At 58.6% G+C, this 18,541-nt stretch carries 13 protein-coding genes and 1 pseudogene; 10 read left to right on the top strand and 4 right to left on the bottom strand.

Annotated features, from left to right (window positions below; all coding sequences use genetic code 11):
* Positions 1 to 206 precede the first annotated feature (206 nt).
* Positions 207 to 458: pseudogene (gene yidD, locus AWB82_RS30510) on the top strand (membrane protein insertion efficiency factor YidD); the annotation flags it as partial.
* An 83-nt stretch (positions 459 to 541) separates the two neighbouring features.
* Positions 542 to 2,212 carry a membrane protein insertase YidC gene (gene yidC, locus AWB82_RS30505; RefSeq protein ID WP_086973038.1) on the top strand — a complete coding sequence of 557 codons (1,671 nt, stop codon included), beginning with the start codon at positions 542 to 544 and terminating at the stop codon, positions 2,210 to 2,212.
* A 70-nt stretch (positions 2,213 to 2,282) separates the two neighbouring features.
* Here yidC and AWB82_RS30500 read toward each other — a convergent pair whose 3' ends face one another.
* The gene (locus tag AWB82_RS30500; protein WP_086973037.1) at positions 2,283 to 2,699 is read right to left on the bottom strand and encodes a transcriptional regulator; all 417 of its coding nucleotides are present in this window, start codon (positions 2,697 to 2,699) and stop codon (positions 2,283 to 2,285) included.
* A 311-nt stretch (positions 2,700 to 3,010) separates the two neighbouring features.
* Here AWB82_RS30500 and mnmE point away from each other — a divergent pair, with 311 nt between their 5' ends.
* Positions 3,011 to 4,399, top strand: a complete 1,389-nt coding sequence (gene mnmE, locus AWB82_RS30495; protein ID WP_086973036.1) for a tRNA uridine-5-carboxymethylaminomethyl(34) synthesis GTPase MnmE — start codon at positions 3,011 to 3,013, stop codon at positions 4,397 to 4,399.
* A 12-nt stretch (positions 4,400 to 4,411) separates the two neighbouring features.
* Here the strand turns inward: mnmE and AWB82_RS30490 are convergent, their stop codons facing one another.
* Together AWB82_RS30490 and AWB82_RS30485 are read right to left on the bottom strand one after the other, a co-directional pair.
* Entirely contained in the window at positions 4,412 to 4,885 is a 474-nt protein-coding gene (locus tag AWB82_RS30490) for an SgcJ/EcaC family oxidoreductase (protein ID WP_086973035.1), read from the bottom strand.
* Positions 4,882 to 5,508, bottom strand: a complete 627-nt coding sequence (locus tag AWB82_RS30485) for a LysE family translocator (protein WP_086973034.1) — start codon at positions 5,506 to 5,508, stop codon at positions 4,882 to 4,884. Before AWB82_RS30485 ends, AWB82_RS30490 begins: the two co-directional genes overlap by 4 nt.
* 400 nt (positions 5,509 to 5,908) lie before the next feature.
* Between AWB82_RS30485 and sap1 the strand changes: the two genes are divergently transcribed.
* Both sap1 and AWB82_RS30475 read left to right on the top strand, forming a co-directional pair.
* On the top strand, positions 5,909 to 6,253 hold the full coding sequence (sap1, locus tag AWB82_RS30480; RefSeq protein WP_086973033.1) for a surface attachment protein Sap1: 345 nt from the start codon (positions 5,909 to 5,911) through the stop codon (positions 6,251 to 6,253).
* A 268-nt stretch (positions 6,254 to 6,521) separates the two neighbouring features.
* A complete protein-coding gene (locus AWB82_RS30475; RefSeq protein WP_086973032.1) occupies positions 6,522 to 7,073 on the top strand; it encodes a YaeQ family protein in 552 nt (183 codons plus the stop codon).
* A 3-nt stretch (positions 7,074 to 7,076) separates the two neighbouring features.
* Here AWB82_RS30475 and AWB82_RS30470 read toward each other — a convergent pair whose 3' ends face one another.
* The gene (locus AWB82_RS30470; protein ID WP_086973031.1) at positions 7,077 to 7,484 is read right to left on the bottom strand and encodes a VOC family protein; all 408 of its coding nucleotides are present in this window, start codon (positions 7,482 to 7,484) and stop codon (positions 7,077 to 7,079) included.
* 773 nt (positions 7,485 to 8,257) lie between these two features.
* On the opposite strand from AWB82_RS30470, the gene dpdE reads away from it, so the two are divergent.
* From dpdE to AWB82_RS30445, 5 genes are read left to right on the top strand one after another with little or no spacing between them, the layout of a single operon-like run.
* The gene (dpdE, locus tag AWB82_RS30465) at positions 8,258 to 11,428 is read left to right on the top strand and encodes a protein DpdE (RefSeq protein WP_159462641.1); all 3,171 of its coding nucleotides are present in this window, start codon (positions 8,258 to 8,260) and stop codon (positions 11,426 to 11,428) included.
* Positions 11,425 to 13,914: a protein DpdF gene (gene dpdF / locus AWB82_RS30460; protein WP_143756927.1), complete on the top strand. Its 2,490-nt coding sequence runs from the start codon at positions 11,425 to 11,427 to the stop codon at positions 13,912 to 13,914. The genes dpdE and dpdF overlap by 4 nt, the downstream gene beginning before the upstream one ends.
* Positions 13,911 to 14,849: a protein DpdG gene (dpdG, locus tag AWB82_RS30455; protein ID WP_086973028.1), complete on the top strand. Its 939-nt coding sequence runs from the start codon at positions 13,911 to 13,913 to the stop codon at positions 14,847 to 14,849. Before dpdF ends, dpdG begins: the two co-directional genes overlap by 4 nt.
* Entirely contained in the window at positions 14,846 to 17,818 is a 2,973-nt protein-coding gene (dpdH, locus tag AWB82_RS30450) for a protein DpdH (protein ID WP_086973027.1), read from the top strand. Before dpdG ends, dpdH begins: the two co-directional genes overlap by 4 nt.
* On the top strand, positions 17,815 to 18,540 hold the full coding sequence (locus AWB82_RS30445; RefSeq protein ID WP_086973026.1) for a hypothetical protein: 726 nt from the start codon (positions 17,815 to 17,817) through the stop codon (positions 18,538 to 18,540). Before dpdH ends, AWB82_RS30445 begins: the two co-directional genes overlap by 4 nt.
* The last annotated feature ends 1 nt before the right edge of the window (position 18,541 follow it).

Below are 18,541 nucleotides of genomic sequence, written 5' to 3'. Positions count from 1 at the left end.
CCCCGCCGCTTCGGGCGCTCGTCGGCAGCGAGCTGGAAGCATTGTTCGACCGTGCCGTGCGCGAAGCCGCACGCCGCAGGGCCGAAACCGTGGCGGCGCCGCCCGAGGCGCCCGCCGTCGACGACACATCCGACCCGTCAGGGTCATGAAGCGCGGATGCGCCAGATTTGCCTCTCATGGTGAACGCGGCGCGCGGCGCGAAGCTTATGCAAACGGCACTTATCGCGTTGTTGCGCTTCTACAAGGTTGCAGTGAGCCCTCTGCTCGGCAACCGGTGCCGCTTTTATCCTTCCTGTTCCGACTACGCACGCGAAGCAATCCAGTATCATGGCGCCGCGCATGGCACGTATCTCGCCGTGAAGCGGTTGTGCCGCTGCCATCCTCTTTCGGCGGGCGGCGTCGATCTCGTGCCGCCTCCCCGCGGACATGTCGCCTCTGACGACACGTCCGAATCGCGCCCGAAGTCCGACGATTCCGGGCAAGACAAGCTTTCAACACTAAACGGCGCTGAAGCGCTTTCCGATCGACACTGAGACAACGCATGGATATCAAACGCACCGTCCTATGGGTCATCTTCTTCGTGTCAGTTGTCATGCTGTTCGACAACTGGCAACGCGACCACGGGCGCCCGTCGATGTTCTTCCCGGGCGCGACGCAGCCGGTGAAGACCGCCAGCAACCCGGCGCCGGGCTCGGCCGCATCCGGCGTGCAGCCCTCCGTACTGCCGAACGCGCCTGCGGGCACGGCCGCACCCGGCACGACGACGCCGCCCGCTACGGCGCAAGCGCAACTCGTGAAGTTCACGACGGACGTGTACTCCGGTGAAATCGACACGCGCGGAGGCACGCTTTCGAAGCTTTCGCTGATGAAAGAGGGCGACGGCAAGCAGCCGGACCTCTACATCACGCTCTTCGATCACACGGCGAACCATACCTATCTCGCGCGCACGGGCCTCTCCGGCGGCGATTTCCCGAACCACAACGACGTCTTCACGCCGATTCCCGGCCAGACGTCGCTGACGGGCGACGAAAAGACGCTGAAGATCGCGTTCGAATCGCCGGTGAAGGGTGGCGTGAAGGTCATCAAGACCTACACGTTCACGCGCGGCAGCTATGTGATCAACGTCGACACGAAGATCGAGAACGTCGGCGCCGCGCCGGTCTCGCCCAAGCTCTACATGGAACTCGTGCGCGACAACACGCCGGTCGAGACGCCGCGTTTCTCGCATACGTTCATCGGGCCGGCGGTCTACACGGAGCAGAAGCACTTCCAGAAGATCGACTTCTCCGACATCGACAAGAACAAGGCAACGTTCGAGCCGTCGTCGGACAACGGGTGGATCGCGATGGTGCAGCACTACTTCGCGTCGGCATGGCTCCCGCCGCAGGGCGTGAAGCGCGACATCTACGTTCAGAAGATCGACCCGGACCTGTATCGCGTTGGCGTGACGCTGCCCGCGCAGACCATCGCGCCGGGACAGACCGTGAACGTCGATGCGCGCCTCTTCGCCGGTCCGGAAGAAGAGCGCATGCTCGAAGGCATCGCGCCGGGTCTGGAGCTGGTGAAGGACTACGGCATGGTGACGATCATCGCCAAGCCGCTCTTCTGGCTGCTCGAAAAGATCCACGGCTTCGTCGGCAACTGGGGCTGGGCGATCGTGCTGCTCACGCTGCTCATCAAGGCGGTGTTCTTCCCGCTGTCGGCGGCGAGCTACAAGTCGATGGCGCGCATGAAGGAAATCACGCCGCGCATGCAACAGCTCCGTGAGCGCTTCAAGAGCGACCCGCAAAAGATGAATGCGGCGCTGATGGAGCTGTACAAGACCGAGAAGGTCAATCCGTTCGGCGGCTGTCTGCCGGTGGTCGTGCAGATTCCGGTGTTCATCTCGCTGTACTGGGTGCTGCTGTCGTCGGTGGAAATGCGCGGCGCACCGTGGATCGGCTGGATTCACGATCTGTCGCAACAGGACCCGTATTTCATTCTGCCGGTGCTGATGGCGGTGTCGATGTTCCTGCAAACCAAGCTGAACCCGACGCCTCCGGACCCGGTGCAAGCCAAGATGATGATGTTCATGCCGATCGCGTTCTCGGTCATGTTCTTCTTCTTCCCGGCCGGTCTCGTGCTGTACTACGTGGTGAACAACGTGCTGTCGATCGCCCAGCAGTACTACATCACGCGCATGATGGGAAAGAATAAGAAGAAGGCCGCGTAAGCGCTTCTTCGGCTTCGAATGTGAAAACGCCCGGCTCTGGCCGGGCGTTTTTCTTTGGTGGAGTGGAAATTTACCGCTTCATCGATCCATAAAACTGCTCGACGAGTTCTTCGAGCAAATACCGATGATGCGGCGACAGCGCTTCGATCTTCGTCGCCAGTTCGAGCGTTTCCTCGGATGCGGGATATTGCTCGTCGCGCGCGAGCGGCTTCGGCGTCACCTGCGGATTGCCGCTCGGCGGCGGTCCGTAGTGGAGCCAGTGCTGATCGACCTTGAACCAGTCGGCGAGCGTCTTCAGCTTGTCGGCGGTCGGAATCGAACGCGCGGTGAGCCACTTGTGCGCCGTCTGCGGCGAAACGGGTTCGCCTCGATAGCGCAGATTGAAGTGCAATGCGAGATCAGTTGCTCCGCGCATCTTTTCGGCTGCGCGGGTCATCGAGAATTTGAGCCGCTCGGAGAAATCGGTCTTTTCTTGTGGTGTAGGCATGGGCTGGATTGTGCGAGGCAATCGCTGCTTACAAGTCAACCATTTACGCTAGATTTGGCGCGCACTCGCATTGATTTATCTTAATTACGTGATCTTATTCGCTGCTTATCGGCAATCTATTTGCATCGAAGCCGCAACGCCAGTAAGCCTCACCTCGCTCGTCGTACAAAATTTCGCTTTTCGGTCTGGATAAAATTGTCTATCTCAAAAAAGATAACTTATCTAGCCGGGTTCCGCCAGCGAGAAACGAGGCGATTCGGACGCCGCGATACAATGCCCGCACTTCGAAACCATCCCATTGCGCCATCGACATGCTGAGCAACGACACCGATCCGATCGTCGCAATCGCCACTGCGCCCGGGCGCGGCGGAATCGGCGTCGTGCGGCTGTCGTTCGGTCGCGCGGGCGCGGCCGCCGCGCAAAAGGCGATGCACGCGTTGTGCGGCCAGGCGCTCGCGCCGCGTCACGCGAGCTACGTGCCGTTCAGCGATGGCAACGGCGAAGCGCTCGATCGCGGCATCGCGCTTTATTTTCCCGCGCCGAACTCCTACACCGGCGAGCACGTGTTGGAATTGCAAGGACACGGCGGCCCGATCGTGCTGCAACTGGTTTTGCAACGTGCGATCGAAGCGGGTCGCGATTTCGGCCTGCGGCTCGCCGAACCGGGTGAATTCACCCGGCGCGCATTTCTCAACGACAAGCTCGATCTCGCGCAGGCCGAAGCCGTCGCCGATCTGATCGAAGCGAGCACGGAAGCCGCCGCGCGTTCGGCCGGCCGCTCGCTGGAAGGCGCGTTCTCGCGCGAGATCCATGCGCTGGTCGAGGACGTGATCACGCTGCGCATGCTCGTCGAAGCGACGCTGGATTTTCCCGAAGAAGAGATCGACTTTCTCGAAGCGGCCGACGCGCGCGGCAAGCTCACGCGCATCCGCGAGCGGCTGGACACGGTTCTCGCGGACGCGCGTCAGGGTGCGCTGTTGCGCGAGGGCTTGTCGGTGGTGCTCGCGGGTCAGCCGAACGTGGGCAAGTCGTCGCTGCTCAATGCGCTCGCGGGCGCGGAACTCGCGATTGTCACGCCGATCGCCGGAACGACGCGCGACAAAGTCGCGCAGACGATTCAGGTCGAAGGCATTCCGCTGCACATCATCGACACGGCAGGGCTGCGCGACACGCAGGACGAAGTGGAGCGCATTGGCATCGAACGCACGTGGGACGAGATCGAGCGCGCTGACGTCGTGTTGCATCTGCTCGATGCGCGCGAAAACGTGACTCCGGAAGATCGGGCGATCGCGGCGCGCTTTCCGGCGGGCGTGCCCGTCGTGCGGGTGATGAACAAGACGGACCTGGCGGGGGCGCCATCAGCCGCGCGAGATGCGCAAGGCCACGCGCGCGAAGTGAATCTGTCGGCGAAAACCGGTGACGGCATTGCGCTGCTGCGCGACGAGCTGCTGAAGATCGCGGGCTGGCAGGCGGGCTCGGAAAGCGTGTATCTCGCGCGTGAGCGGCATCTGATCGCGCTGCGCGAGGCGCGCGACCATCTTGCACTCGCCGCCGGACATGCCGATCAGCAGTCGCAGGTGCTCGATCTTTTCGCGGAAGAACTGCGGCTCGCGCAGGAAAATCTCAACGCGATCACGGGCGAATTCACTTCCGATGACTTGCTGGGCGTGATCTTCAGCCGCTTTTGCATCGGAAAATAAAAGCCGGCGAAACTACGCGCCGGCCGGTTTGCCGATCTCGCGTAGTTCAGCGCTGAGCTTTTCGCTTTCCTCCGGCCGTCCGTGAAACGCCGCCGGCGTGTTCTGGAACATCTCGATCCGATACACGCCGTCGCAGAACGACAGCACCATCGTCTGAATCGCGTTCAGACCGGGTTCGAGTTCCGTCGCGCCGCGCGGCCACATGCCCGCGACGGCACGCAGCAGCAGCGCCTGCCCGTTCGCCATGCGCCTCACCTCACGCACCTTCGCGACGAAGCGCGGTGTGGGATGCTCCGCGAAGATCGGCAGAAGGTGCGCCTCGATGCACGTGCGTCCGTCGATTGCGCTGCCGTCGAAACCGACCAGACTGCCACGCTCCGTAAAGCGCACCGCCATGGCAACCGCGTCCTGCCTGTTCCAGTCGTCGAGCAGGCCGAAATACGCGCGCCGCGCGCTCGCGGTCCAATCGTCGGACTGACTACTCATGTCGCCTTCTTCCACGCCGCCGCGAAGACGCCCGCGCCCATCAGAAGCGCGCCGCCCGTGCGGTTCACCGCGCGCTGCACGGAAGGCTTGCGGATCGCCTTGCGCGCGCCGGACGCGAGCAACGCGTAAGCGAACGCGTTCGCCGCCGCCAGTCCGACGAAGGTGGCTTCGAGAATCGCGATCTGCGACACGCTCGCCGCGTGCGGATCGACGAATTGCGGCACGAACGCGACGAAGAAAATGATGCTCTTCGGGTTCAGGGTCGTGACGGCGTAGGCGTGCGCCATGATGCGGCTCGTGCGAAGTTCGCCGGTGGGCTGCACGGCGTCCGTATCGACGGCGGGCGCGCGCCAAAGCTTGATGCCGAGGTACACGAGATACGCCGCGCCGATCCACTTCACCACCATGAACAATTCAGCCGATGCCGCCAGCAGCACGCCGAGGCCGAGCATGGAGGCGGTCATCGCGGTAAGGTCGCCGAGCGCGACGCCGACAGTCGTCGCGAAAGCATACTTGCGGCCGTGGCCGAGCGCGTAGGACACGACGAGCAGCACGGTCGGACCGGGAATCGCGACGAGAATTGCCGATGCGATCGCGAACGGCAGCCATTGAGCGAGGGTCATGCTGGGTCTCCTGAAGTCGATGCGTCGATTTATCCATGAACGCCGCATGCTGGCAATAGGCCGTTCAGCCAGCTTGACGTATTTCGCGCCCTGCTCATCATGTGTTGGCTTCGCCTCGCGCACGCTTAATGCGGCGCACCAAATGCACACGAGAGGCGAATTGTCGCAGTCGCGTGAACATAAACGTGAGCTTTCATTTCGCCAAGCGCGTCATATCAAGGATTTTCGTCTGCTTCGCCTTTATCGCAATTCACTTAAAACCAGTCTGCGACATTCTGACGTGTTGCGGACGCACATAACATGTGCTTGCAAGTTTTCCTCGCTCCTCTAGCATGAGTTTTGCGGTCATCCGCTTTTAAATACATAGCTAATTCGAAACGAGTTCGTCTGGAGGCTATACATGAAGAAACGCGCCGGTGCTCTCTTCGCGATTATGGGTTTGTTTGCAGTCGTTTCCGCAGCGCAAGCTCAGGACAGCGTTATTCAAGCTCAGCAGACATTCACTTTCAGGCCCGACTCGTATGGCTGCTTGTCCAAGGACAAGTTCGATTCGGCCGATCAACACGCGAAAGCCGGCGAGCATCAAAAGATGCAGCAGTTCTTTGAGGGCTTTGAATGCATTTCGACTCCGGTCGATTCGCATTTTCGTGTGATTCGTGTCGTGGGCCATGACGTCGAATTCGTCAACGCCTCAAATAACGATACGCAAGGTATGTGGACCGCAGATCGTTTCATCGATCAATAAGCGGTTTCTCGCGACTGCTAAATCGGCAATCCGGCGCGATTCTTAAATTGCGCCGGAGTTGGGAATTACCCGCGAACCGATCGCTCGGTTAATTCGACGGCTGAATCTACGCTACGCCAATCTCCGCCGCGCTCGCTGAGCGGATCGCGCGCGTCTCGCAATCTTCCAAATTTCCATCGATTCAACGCACAATATCGGTCTCGCGCGCGAACCATCGCGCCATATCGACAATTTTTGCGCCGGTCAACGAACCGGCGACGGATGCTGAATGGCCCTCAAATCCACGATCTACAAGGCAGATCTGCAAATTGCCGACATGGATCGCCACTACTACGGCGATCATTCCCTGACCATTGCGCGTCATCCGTCGGAGACCGACGAACGGATGATGGTGCGCGTCGCTGCGTTCGGCATGTTCGCCGACGAGCATCTCGAATTCTGCAAGGGCCTGTCCGATACCGACGAGCCCGATCTCTGGCAAAAGGATCTCACCGGGCAGATCCAGACGTGGATCGAGGTCGGCCAGCCGGACGAACGGCGCATTTCGAAGGCGAGCGGCCGTTCGGATCGCGTGATCGTCATCGCGTATGCCGGCAGGACGGCGGATATCTGGTGGAACGGCGTGAAGGGCAAAGTCGAGCGGCTGCGCAACGTGACGGTCTGGTCGCTCGGGGATGGCATCGCGGAAGCGCTCGGCAAGCTGGCCGAACGGACGATGCGTTTGCAGATGATGGTGCAGGACGGCGAGGTATCGCTGGGCAGCGAGACTGCCGACGCGGTCGCGATCCGCTGGAACGTGCTTAAGGCCGGCGCGGCCTGACCCTCAGGCTTCGGGCGGCCCTTTGAGCTCGATCATGTTGCCTTCAGGATCGAAGAAATAGAGCGAGGGGCCGAAGCCTTCGGCGCCATATCGACGCGCCTCTTCGCCGACGCGCGCGCCGTGCTTTTCAAGATGCGCGCGTAACGAGTCGGCATCGAACGGCTCGACGCGCACGCACTGGTGATCCATGTTGCGCCCTCTGCCGACCTGACCGCTCTCCGGCCGATCGATTTTCGCGCCGACGGCCAGCAGATCGATCAACGAACGGCCCGCGCGCATCTGCACGAGGCCGAGGTCGCGCTGTTCCTTCTCGACCGGACAACCCAGCACGGTGCGATAAAAATCCACCATGTTGTCGATATCGGCGCAGCGGATCACGACGTGATCGATTTCGCGGATGTTGATTTGCATGGTGCCTCTCTCACGGTCGATGGCACGGTCAGTTTAGCGCGACGGGGAAAAGGGGAGGTGGGAGCGGAAATGAGAAAGGGCCTGGCGTTTGAGCCAAGCCCTTCGGATTCGTGGTGGGAGGAGGACTATCAAACTAACCCGTCAGTTCAGCCACAGATAAGCGCTATAGCAAACGAATCTAAGCCGTTGCCCCCAAAAGTGCCCCCACATTAGACTTCCTGCTCTGATGTCCGGCAAGGGTACTTGGCTCGCTTCGCCGAACAGCGGAACCCGACTAGGTCGCTTCTGCACTGTCGCAGAAAGGCGACACCTTACAAATCGCATACTGAGGGCCTGCCTGTAGTCAGGGAGGTTCTCGACGTGCGCTCTTATTCCGTAGGTAGAGTGCTCGAGTCACTCACGCCCCACCCAAGAAAATCGCGCGATCATGCCGCATGTTTGACCGATCACTGTTCACAGGCGCTGCGCTGCGATCGGACGCAAGCGGCGCATTCGACTCGCGAGACGCTGCAGTCATCGAATGCCGGGAGCGAGCGTGCAAGGACGCCGAATGGTACATACGAAATGGCTGGACTGTGCGCTCTCCCACCGATTGTGAATTCGCGCAGCTCGCCAGCGAGCTATTTTGTGCGATGATTTGTAACCATACGGCGGCGGGTTCGAGCCCAGCAGCCAGAATTAATAAAAACAAAGGGTAGCGAGAGGTTGGCTTGTGACCCTTTGGCTAAGACCTACGCCCAATGCGAATGGGTGCGGCAAGGGGGCCAGAAAGAATGATCAATATCGGTCAGTTTGTGTCCGATCGCCGCTATGGTCCAGCAAAGATCATCGGTGCCCACGGGGGGAAGCATGAAATCGAGTACTTTTTCTCTCCGCAGCGGCGAAAGGCAGTACTTGTCGACCTGAATGGGGCGGCGCCGGTACGGCTCTACGAGCAAACGCGAATCTACGTACACCGTAGCGGGTTCTGGCGAATGGGGCGCATTATTCATGCACACCCAAGGGAGCCCTTCGGGTACGACTACGATGTTCAATTTCCGAACAAGCAAGTTTTGCGGATTTCGGAGGAAGAACTCTATTGTCGGTGTTGGTTCTCTCATGATGATCCTACCGCGGTGCTGGCAGGCGGTGGGATGGAAACGCAGTACTGGCATGAGTGCAGGCAAACGTTCACGAGATCTCTTATTGCCCAGCGTGCATCTTGCCGTGGGCTTTCCGCCCTGTTGTCTTCACGCATTGAACTAGTTCCTCACCAAGTTGAGGTGGCGCGACGCATACTCGAGGACCCGTTGCAGCGATACTTACTCGCAGACGAGGTCGGCATGGGAAAGACGATTGAGGCTGGCATCGTCATCCGTCAATTCCTTTTAACTAACTCTGAAGGGCGGGTTTGGGTCATTGCACCACCCTCATTGGTCAGGCAATGGGAGACGGAACTAGAAGATAAATTGGCCATCTTGGACTTTCCCGAGCGGATAAACGTCTGTTCCATCGATAAAATGGCGACCATTCCGACCGACGGGATTTCCATGCTCGTTGTCGATGAGGCGCATCACCTGGTGGCCGATGAAATTCCTCACGAGCTAACGCGCTTGGCAAGTTCGTCCCCGCGACTTTTGCTCTTGTCCGCCACTCCTCCTCTTGGACAACCCGAGGTCTTACTACGTCTCCTGAAAGTCCTTGATCCCGACAATTATGGTGATGTGGGTCTGGAAGAATTCTCAACCCGAGTCCGTGAGCGTGAAGCCCTCGGCATTTTTTTGCGTGGCTTGCGTCCAGATGCGAGCCCGGCAATCCTGCGCCAGCGACTCCGTCGTCTGCCAGATTTGTTTCCTAGTGATCGGGAAGCGATGCGCATGGGCGAGCAGATCAATTCTGCACTACAGGAAAATGCTCAAGAAGCCTTACAGCGCCATGTGAGCGACCTACGGAGCCATATAGCGGACGTGTATCGAATCCACCATAGGCTAATCCGCACGCGGCGTCGTGATGCCGCGGACTGGGTATTCCGGCCACGGGGGCCAGCAAGTCTGCATGAGGGTGAACCAAACCTCGAGCATGTCCGGTTGAGTTGGATCGAAGATAGTCGCCTTACGAGCGTGTTTGAGCTTTTCGAACAATGGCGTGTCGAGTTGGCATCAAAGTTTCCGAAATCATCGGCCGCGCGGACGGAAGCTTCACAGGCCGTCGTTACTCTGTTTGAAGCATTGGGGTGCAGCGTAGACGTATTTGCTGAGATCCTTGACGCTTTGCCCGGAGCCCTCTTCGACGAAGCCTGGAGGAGTGCGTTCACGAGTGTCATTCAAGAGCAAAATGACAAGCCATCACGACCCTTGCAGGTTGCGGCTGTCATAAAGCGTCATTTGGAGATACTCCAGCAACAGGACAAAGAGGGAACTCCACGCATTGCGGTCTTCGGCAGCAACGCCGACGACCTAGAAAAGTGTTACGCCGCTTTGCAGACGACACTCGGAAAGGAGCGAGTCTGGACGGCACCTGCGCATGGAGACGACGACGGCGATATCGCAGCGGAGTTTGAATCCGATAAGCAAGCGCGAGTGCTTGTTTGCAATCGGCAGCAAGAGGAAGGTCTCAACCTTCACTTCGTCGATGCATTGGTCCATCTTGATCTGCCGTTTTCCCCTGCACGTATCGAGCAGCGCATCGGTCGACTCGACCGATTCGGCCGGCGAAAGCGCCGACTCGAGCAGCGTGTTTTCTTTCCGTCTGTGAATGAAGAGTCAAGTCTATGGGAGGCGTGGTTTGATGTCTTGGCAAAAGCCTTCGACATCTTTAACTCTCCGATCGCGGATGTTCAATTCTCCCTAGCAGAAATTTCTGCCTATCTAACCGATGCTTTGTTTGAGCATGGCGCACTTGGCCTACATGAAGTGATTCCGCATGTGCGCGAGCAACTGGCGGCGGAGCGCGAGCGACTTGACAACCAATACGCGCTTGATCGGGTGCAACAAGAAGAAGATGCTGCAGAAGGCCTTTTTCGAAACCTTGATGAACTCGAAGGCGAAGAGTCCTTCATGTCCACGGCCCTTAGGGGATGGTTACTGACTGGCCTCGGCTTTTCTTGTAAAGGTGATTATGAGCGGATCTTTCGCGTAACGTGGGACGCCGAACGCACCCTGCTCCCGCTGAAGCCTTGGGGGCCAAGATTTCAGGGGGCATTGGCCGAGAGCCACACCTTTCACCGGAGTTATGCGCTAAGGCAAAACGAGCACGGTCGGCCTCAACTCATCAGGGTCGGCAGCAAACTGATGCGAGCGGTTGAACAAGAATATCGATGGGATGATCGAGGGACGGCTTTCGGCACATGGCGTCATTTGCTGTCGGACGGCGAAGAAGAGTGGTTCGCATTTAAGCTGTGCTATATCGTCGAAGCAAGCCTGCCGACAGATCTGACCGCGGATGAAAAGAGCGGACTCCGCGCTCGAATGGACGGCTACTTTCAGCCTTGGGCCGAGGAACTGTACATTGACGAAGCACTAGAAGTGGTTGAGGATGAGGAGCGTATACGGCTTTTGGCACTGCCCTACGACAGCCTGGAAACACATGGGCGAGACCACAATCTCGGAAGCCGCCAGGAATGCTTGTTCACACTCATCGAGCCCAGCAGATTCGAGCAGTTGTGCGACGCGGTCCGCAATTCTTCTGAGGCGTGGTTGCGCGAACGACCACGCTTCAAGCTTGCGCTTGAGCAGTCCGTTGCACGTGGGCAAGCGGACATAGACCGAAGGAACCGCAGACTCTTCCAGCGCCAACTCAATCAACGTCAGGCAAACGAGCGCGTGGACGTCGGACTAGCGCGCGAACTCGAACTGAACGCCTTGCTTTCGGAGGCGCTCCGTAACCCCGTGGTGACTTTGGATGCAATCGGCATCATTGTGTTAAGCGGGCGCGCTCCCGCAGCGTTCATGGAGGGGCGCACGTGACAGTCGTTGAAGGCCCGTTGGCGTTTGGCTACATTCGCAAGGCATTAATTGGCAGTATTCATCCGGAAAGCTTCCGATGCGCGGACGTGCCTTTCGAGCGCTTGCGGCAGGCAACAATCGATACGACGCTGAGTGCTTTGGATCGCGCGGTACGCCTGCGTCAAGCGCTCCGATATGCGGACGAGCGATTCGGAACCGCAGCGGGACGGCATAGTCTGCCTCTCCCAAAATCAATAGATTGGCCAGATCAGGTCATGTGTGAGACGTGCGGCCTGCAGAACAAGGCGGGCGCACATGTCGAAGCCTGGCCATGGTCGCCCTCGTGGCTAGACGGTTTGCCTGCCGACGGAGTGGACGCGGCGACGGTCCGGGCAATGCCACGGCAATGGCACAACGGTTCCTTACCCGCCGACTATTGGCTTACGGAAGCGCTCGGTTTCGATACGTTTCGTGGGCCAGGCCAGTCCGTTGGGGTACGCTGTGCCCTGCATATGTCCCGTGACGAAGCCTTACTGGTTATTCTGCCAACGGGTGAGGGGAAGAGTCTGGTTTTTCAAGCGGTGGCTGCGGCACATCCGGGGGAGACGGTAGCTGTCGTTGTGCCGACCGTCCCCCTAGCTATTGATCATGCGGCCTCCACTCGCAATTTCAGATCGTTGCTTCCCGAGCAGCAGCATGCTTATATAGGAAATCAATCCGAGGACAGGGCAGCCATACGGGAAGCTGTCGCCAGTGGAGAACAGGGACTCGTCTTTGCTGCCCCCGAGGCGTTCCTAGCCAGCTTGCGCCAGCCATTGCTGGATGCGGCGGCGGCGGGAAGGCTGGCGGCGGTCGTTATTGATGAAGCGCATCTCGTTAATGCGTGGGGCACAGATTTTCGCGTCGAATTCCAACTGCTAGCCGCACTCTTTGCCGAACTGAGGCGCAGTGCTCCAGCAGGTCGCAAGCCTCGTCTCATCTGCCTGTCCGCGACGGTCACGCAGGATGCCCTGCAATCCCTTGAGACACTTTTCTGTAGTGGCAAGCCGATTTCCGTTGTGCCAGCAGCACGCCTTCGTCCCGAACCAGACATCTGGGTTGCGCCACTGTCGTACAGCGAACTGGAGCGGCAGGTGCGTGTTCTCGAGGCGCTGCGTCACCTGCCCCGCCCAGCCATCCTCTACGTCACGGAGCAGAAGGAAGCCGAAGCATGGCATACAAGGCTTCGAGACGAAGGCTTTGCTCGGGTGGGGATGGTTCACGGGGGCAGCAATACCGATACGCGCACCACTGTCGTGAACGCTTGGCGAGAGGGCCGACTGGATATTGTCGTCGGTACCTCGGCCTTCGGATTAGGGATTGACTATCCACATGTCCGGACGATCATCCACGCTTGTCTGCCGGAGAGTCTTGATCGGTACTACCAGGAGATCGGTAGGTCCGGAAGAGATAACTGTGCCAGCATCGCGCTGCTGTTGGCGGACCGGTCCGACCTTGCGGTTGCCGAGGGCCTTGCTACCAAAAGGATTATCTCGATCGACAAGGGTTTTCAGAGGTGGGAGTCGATGTTCGCCAAGGCGAAGCGTGATGCTCGCGGCCAGGCCCGGTTCGAGATTGACATGACCACCAGTCCGAGCTATGAGCCGGATATGAAATCGGAGCGGAACGAAGACTGGAACGGGCGTGTTCTAAGTCTAATGTCCAATGCATCATTGATTCGCCTGGCTGGACTCAGCAATCACGAGGCTTCCCAGAAGACATTTTTGGCGGTGGATGTCCTTCACGAGGGGCATCGGGACAGAAGCGTCTGGGATAGTCGGGTCGAGTCGCTTCGCAAACGGTTGTTCGTTGCGAGTTACGAGAACTTCCTCGGCGTTCGTCGTCTTCTGGAGGACCGTGTCTGCCCTAGCACCCTGTTTTCCGCGATGTACAAACTGAAACATCAAGACGGCGTCCTGAATGTCGTTCAAGCTTGTGGCGGTTGCAAGGTTTGTCGGGCAACAAAAGAGCAAGGATGGTTTGCCGACTGGCCTGCCATGCCTCCATCACCGTGGCCAATCGGTCAAATCAGGCCGGAATTGGCGGCCGTTATTGACAACGGTCGTTGCTTTATTGCGCGTGACAGGTCGTCCGGTGGCAAAGCCTATGAGCGCAAACTCAAGGATTTGATCGGGAGCTTGTGGGAGGCAGGCCTTCGCAAGTGCTTCGTCCTCGGCGAAGTCCCATCGCTGCTACGCGGCGCGCTGACGCAGCGACCGTGGTGTGTCGCATCCGGAGACGATCCGCGTCTCCTAAGTGGCAATAGCCTTCCGCCGGGACCTGACCTTGTCTGGGTCGCTCCCGGACAGGCGCCGCTCGGTCATCACCTCGGGCCGCGGCCAGTCGGACGTGAGCGCATCTACCTGCTCCCCGATGGACTCGACGATCCCGAGCGCCCCGGCCGCCCACTTGCAGACCGCCTTTCTCTGCTCACCGTTCAGCATGTACTCAAAAGTCTTCAAATATGAGTGTTCTTAGCAATTTCCCCGCAATCCCCAACCGCGTCGCCATTGCCTGCGAGTATCTCCATTTCTTGGGAAGTAAGGGAGACCTCCGGGAAAATGTCGAAAAGCAACTGTCTCCACTAAAGAAGGGGGGAAACGAAGATTCCGAGTCGCAGGATGGAAAGGCTGACGGGAGGACGATAGCAGGTTTTGTCGTGGACGAAATTTTGAAGCTTGGGCTATCGAGTCTCGATGAGGAACGCGTTCTACGTCTGAATGACGAATACCTATGCATGCAAGTGCCGGAAGGCGATTGGGCAAACGCGCTTCGCCCGATCCTAATGGCCAAACTGGTGATGCCCGAGCATGCTGAGAAATCTGACCAATCGAGTGTGCCAGAAGCGCTATCGTGGTTGTTGGTGCAGGATCCTTACAGCACGCTCCCATTTTCCGGCGGTATCCACGCGGAACAGATTGTCCGTCAACTTGGCCAGCAGGACGCGCTTCGCACGATAATTGGCAATAATCAAAGGTTCCAGAACCTGATTTATTGGGCTCGCTATCTCGGCCTTGCGGAGCGCGTATCACTCAAAATTGGCGCTTCGTCCGCAGACATCGTGATTCCCGATCCAACTGAGGCGCTTGCGAGAATGCTGCCAAGCATTTTCGTGGATCAGCGCGAATTATCGATTCAAGCATTTATGCAACGCGCCGCAGAGTACTGCCCCGTCTTGGATGGCGGTGTGGCTCGCGTCAGATTGGAGGATCGCCTTATGGGGGACTTCGAACCGAAGGAAGGACACCTTTCGCGATCGACCAGTTTGGCTTTGTTTCGCTTGCAAGCACGGAAGTTGCTGAGATTGGAGAAGCCATCTGACGCGCAGGCACGGATACTGGATCTCGGCAAGGCGCACGAGCCCGTAAGCCATGTCCGGTATACAGCACCGGAGGCGGCATGAGGCAGAACCCGTGCTGGAACGAGCTTGAACTGCACCGCATCCTGAAGCCCGATGCTGAGGAAATCTCAGACCACGTGTTTCGAGCCGTGCACTGTCCGACGGACCTGCAGGTCGCCCACACATCGGATGGTGAGCGAAGCGCGATGTCGCCAGACAACCTGATCGCTACGTTTCTCGATCCAGGGCGAGACTACGTGCAAGCGGTTGTGCTAGGAGAATCGGGCACAGGGAAGTCGCACCTTATCCAATGGCTGCGGATGAACATTCCCGAAGACGAGTCGACTGTCTCGCTGACGATTCCACGGGCCGGTACCAGTCTGCGCGGAATTGTAGAACGGATCATTTCGCGTCTGCCTGAGGACGAGCGCGCACCATACGAAGAGCGTTTGCGCGGTACTGGCGCCCTGATGGCTTCGCAGGACGCAAAGGTTGGAAAATTCCTAAGTGAGCTTGCGTGGGCCATCGAACACGGCGGGCGTGCTACCGATCCCGAAGACGTCGATCTTGCGACCCTACTGCCCAACTTGCTGCTGGATCCGACCTTCCGCAGAGGCTTTTTCCAGAGCCCCGGCGGTACGGTCGACCTCATTGTGCAGCACGTCTTCGTTGACCCCGAGCAACGGGATAGCGGAATCGAACGTCGCGAGTTTCAACTCGGCGATCTTCCCTTGGATGGACGGCGCTATCAGGACGCTGCCGCGCTTGCCAAGGATGCGATCGATTACATTAAGAACGAGGAAGGTATGGAGGTGCGTGCCATCGCCCTCATGAATCGTAACCTTGCCGCGGCAATCGCTCAGACGCTTAATTTCTCCGCGGACCATTTGATCGATCTCATGAATTCCTTACGCCGCTATTTGGCCCGTCAAGGAAAGCGGCTGATCTTGCTAATTGAAGATTTCGCGCGGTTGCAAGGGATCGACACCGCACTTCTACAGGCCCTGATCACGCCACCGGGACAAGGGGACGAGCGTCTGTGCGAATTGCGCTGGGCGATGGCGGTGACGACCGGCTACTACAAGCGCTTGGAGGAGACCGTACTTTCTCGCACGACCCTGCTCGTCGACATGGACCTGAGCAAACCTGCAAGCCTGCAACAGTTGACCTCGGGGTACTTGAACGCCCTACGATTGGGGAAGATGCGTTTGCAAGGCATCTCTTCCGAGGAACCGATTCGCTCACGGTGCGAGGCCTGTGAATTCCAGGCGAATTGCCTGCCTTCATTTGGCCAGGTCGAGGGGATCGGCTTGTTCCCTTTCACCGCAAACGCCATCGAAATCATGGCTACAAGGACGGAGTCTCTGGACGATGACGGGAGGTTCAATGCTCGCCGGTTCCTACGCCGCGTACTAGAACCCGTGTTGCGAGATCACTACGCTGACCTGGAGCACGGAGAGTTTCCATCGGACGCCTTGCTGAAACGAGTGGGCGGAACGGATGCCCTGAGACCAATCGACCGAGACCAACTTGAACGGATGGATCCGCGCGAATTTTTACGGCGGAACACCCTTCTGGAGCTATGGGATGGCTCGGGAAGATTGGTTAACCTTTCGGATGGGATTCACGATGCGTTCGGGATTCCAAAGTTGCGAGATATCTCAGCAGAGCCAAAACCTGCTGAGTCCGTTGACAAGAAGCTGCCAGAACCTAGGTTGCCGCAGGAGGATATACCCGAGGAGGTCGACCTGGTTCGAAAGTGGGAACGCAATAACGCCATGCTGCCTCAAGGTCTGGTCACCGACCTGCGTAAGATGATTCATTCGGCATTGGGCAGCTTTATCGACTGGGACAGGATCGGATTGAGAAAGGCAACCGTGTTCGCCGATCCTTCCAGTTCACCCGTGGTTTTTGCACCCGCTAGTATCAGTTTCGAAAATCAACAAACTAGGCGACGCGAGCACCTACTGGTCTCGTTGGAGTTGAAGACTGACGCCACGCTCGCCATAGAAGCGCTGTTGATGTACGACCGATATCGGAGTTGGGATTTTCCTGACGGTGAGAAGTTGCAGGCATATCTTCTCGAGGCGCTTCGCGGATGGGCCATTCACATCGAGCAGCAACTCAAAGTCATCTATGGGGCTACGGACGATTGGGACCCTGCTAACGCCGCCGCCGAACTGCTGACGCTCGCGACGTATCGCAGCGGGCGCATGAAGATTGGAGACACGCTGAGCGAGACCACTGCGGCGCTTATGTGGGAAGCCAATGCGCCCCTCCAATTCAGGAATCTCGACCGTGCATTCACGGATATGAACGCGGAGATCATCAGCCATTGGCCGCGCCTGTTGGACCTGCTCAAGAACTTGTCGTCTGGAACCAAGGGAGGGGTGGCCGGTAACTTCGTTCGGGTGACACCAGTTGTCCGCGGATTGAAGTCGCTGCGCCGCTCGCTCCAACTATCTCAAACCCCGCCGAACAGTTCGTCGGGAAAGGAACTCGATGATCTGGCAAAACTGTACGGCCGAACCAAGGAGCAGTTCCTGCCGAGCCTGGAAAGAGAAAAGGACCAATGGCTTGCCTGGGCAGCGGAATTAGACGGATACCTGGGCGAGAACGGCAAGGTTGCAGAGTTGGTGACGGAACTGCGGAACGCGAGCGAGAACGCGATTTCGTATGGACTTAACACCGGAGCGTCCAGAAGCAGGCTAGCTGAAACACTGAGCTTACCGGGAATCAACACGCTGGACCGCACCGTCGATCACGCTCGCGCACTCAGGAATGCAAGCGTTGGTGAAACCCTGATAAGAATTGCTGCGGTAATTGACAAGCGTGATCTCGTCCAGCAGGTGTTGGAGCATGGGAGTGCGTTCTTGCAGAGTTCAGAGGCTGCTGTTGAAAATGAAAGCGCCAAGCTTGAACGACAAAGTGAGGCGGGCTTGAAGGAGAGCGAGAACATTATCGAACGATCGCTAAACAGTCTTGTTAGCTCGCTCGACGCTCTTCGTCAGCTGCAAGGAGAACGTGTATGACGCTGCTTTTGCGAGCGCAGACGCTCAGTCAGAATATTACGGCCTTGGGCGAACTCAAAAAACGGGCGGAACAGGCTGGCGTGTTCGAGCGCCGCGCGGAGGAACTGGCCAGTCCGGCGGAGGCGTGCCGGAAACTCAATGGTTGCGCACAGGTACTCGCCTCGCAGGAAATCCGTCCAACATCTTTGGATGCGGAGTTGGTTCGAGCGTTGTATGAGCGCGTGAGTGATCTCATCCACCGTTATGCGGGGGACCGAAATGTCATGCTCGACCCCTTCCCCAACGAAGATACGCGCTTTGTCTTGACGCAGCCTTTGCGGCAGTTGCCAAGCAAGGCTGAGGCAGCCATGCGGGAGGCTTGGGCGAATTGGGCGCGTTCCCGCTTACCGCAAATTGATGTGGAAGTGCTCGAAATTCTCGGGTCGATCACCACCCTGAGAGAGTCGGTGGGCCGAATACGCAATCTCAAACGCGAGGCTGAGCTGCGCTGTTCTACCTTACCGGAGGGAAGCGAAGATATCGCGTGCGTTCTGCAACTCTGTACGCAAATTCGGGAAGAATGGCTCAACCTGACTGGGGAGGGCATCCCACAAGGGGTGTTGATATTCTTGCGCGAGGCGGGAACTCCGTCCGGTGCGGCTTATTCCAGGCTAAACGCTGAAGTTCTGGAGTGGCTTTCGGCGCACGGCCTGAAGCAAGCTTTGCGAATCAGGATGGGATAGC

This window comes from Caballeronia glebae, assembly GCF_001545035.1.
Classification (GTDB): domain Bacteria; phylum Pseudomonadota; class Gammaproteobacteria; order Burkholderiales; family Burkholderiaceae; genus Caballeronia; species Caballeronia glebae.
This window is presented reverse-complemented; position numbering and strand designations above follow the sequence as displayed.

Bases quoted from the DNA above. Each gene is read 5' to 3' on its own strand.
- yidC (WP_086973038.1), top strand. From the start codon at position 542: ATGGATATCAAACGCACCGTCCTATGGGTCATCTTCTTCGTGTCAGTT.
- AWB82_RS30500 (WP_086973037.1), bottom strand. From the start codon at position 2,699: ATGCCTACACCACAAGAAAAGACCGATTTCTCCGAGCGGCTCAAATTC.
- mnmE (WP_086973036.1), top strand. From the start codon at position 3,011: ATGCTGAGCAACGACACCGATCCGATCGTCGCAATCGCCACTGCGCCC.
- AWB82_RS30490 (WP_086973035.1), bottom strand. From the start codon at position 4,885: ATGAGTAGTCAGTCCGACGATTGGACCGCGAGCGCGCGGCGCGCGTAT.
- AWB82_RS30485 (WP_086973034.1), bottom strand. From the start codon at position 5,508: ATGACCCTCGCTCAATGGCTGCCGTTCGCGATCGCATCGGCAATTCTC.
- sap1 (WP_086973033.1), top strand. From the start codon at position 5,909: ATGAAGAAACGCGCCGGTGCTCTCTTCGCGATTATGGGTTTGTTTGCA.
- AWB82_RS30475 (WP_086973032.1), top strand. From the start codon at position 6,522: ATGGCCCTCAAATCCACGATCTACAAGGCAGATCTGCAAATTGCCGAC.
- AWB82_RS30470 (WP_086973031.1), bottom strand. From the start codon at position 7,484: ATGCAAATCAACATCCGCGAAATCGATCACGTCGTGATCCGCTGCGCC.
- dpdE (WP_159462641.1), top strand. From the start codon at position 8,258: ATGATCAATATCGGTCAGTTTGTGTCCGATCGCCGCTATGGTCCAGCA.
- dpdG (WP_086973028.1), top strand. From the start codon at position 13,911: ATGAGTGTTCTTAGCAATTTCCCCGCAATCCCCAACCGCGTCGCCATT.
- dpdH (WP_086973027.1), top strand. From the start codon at position 14,846: ATGAGGCAGAACCCGTGCTGGAACGAGCTTGAACTGCACCGCATCCTG.
- AWB82_RS30445 (WP_086973026.1), top strand. From the start codon at position 17,815: ATGACGCTGCTTTTGCGAGCGCAGACGCTCAGTCAGAATATTACGGCC.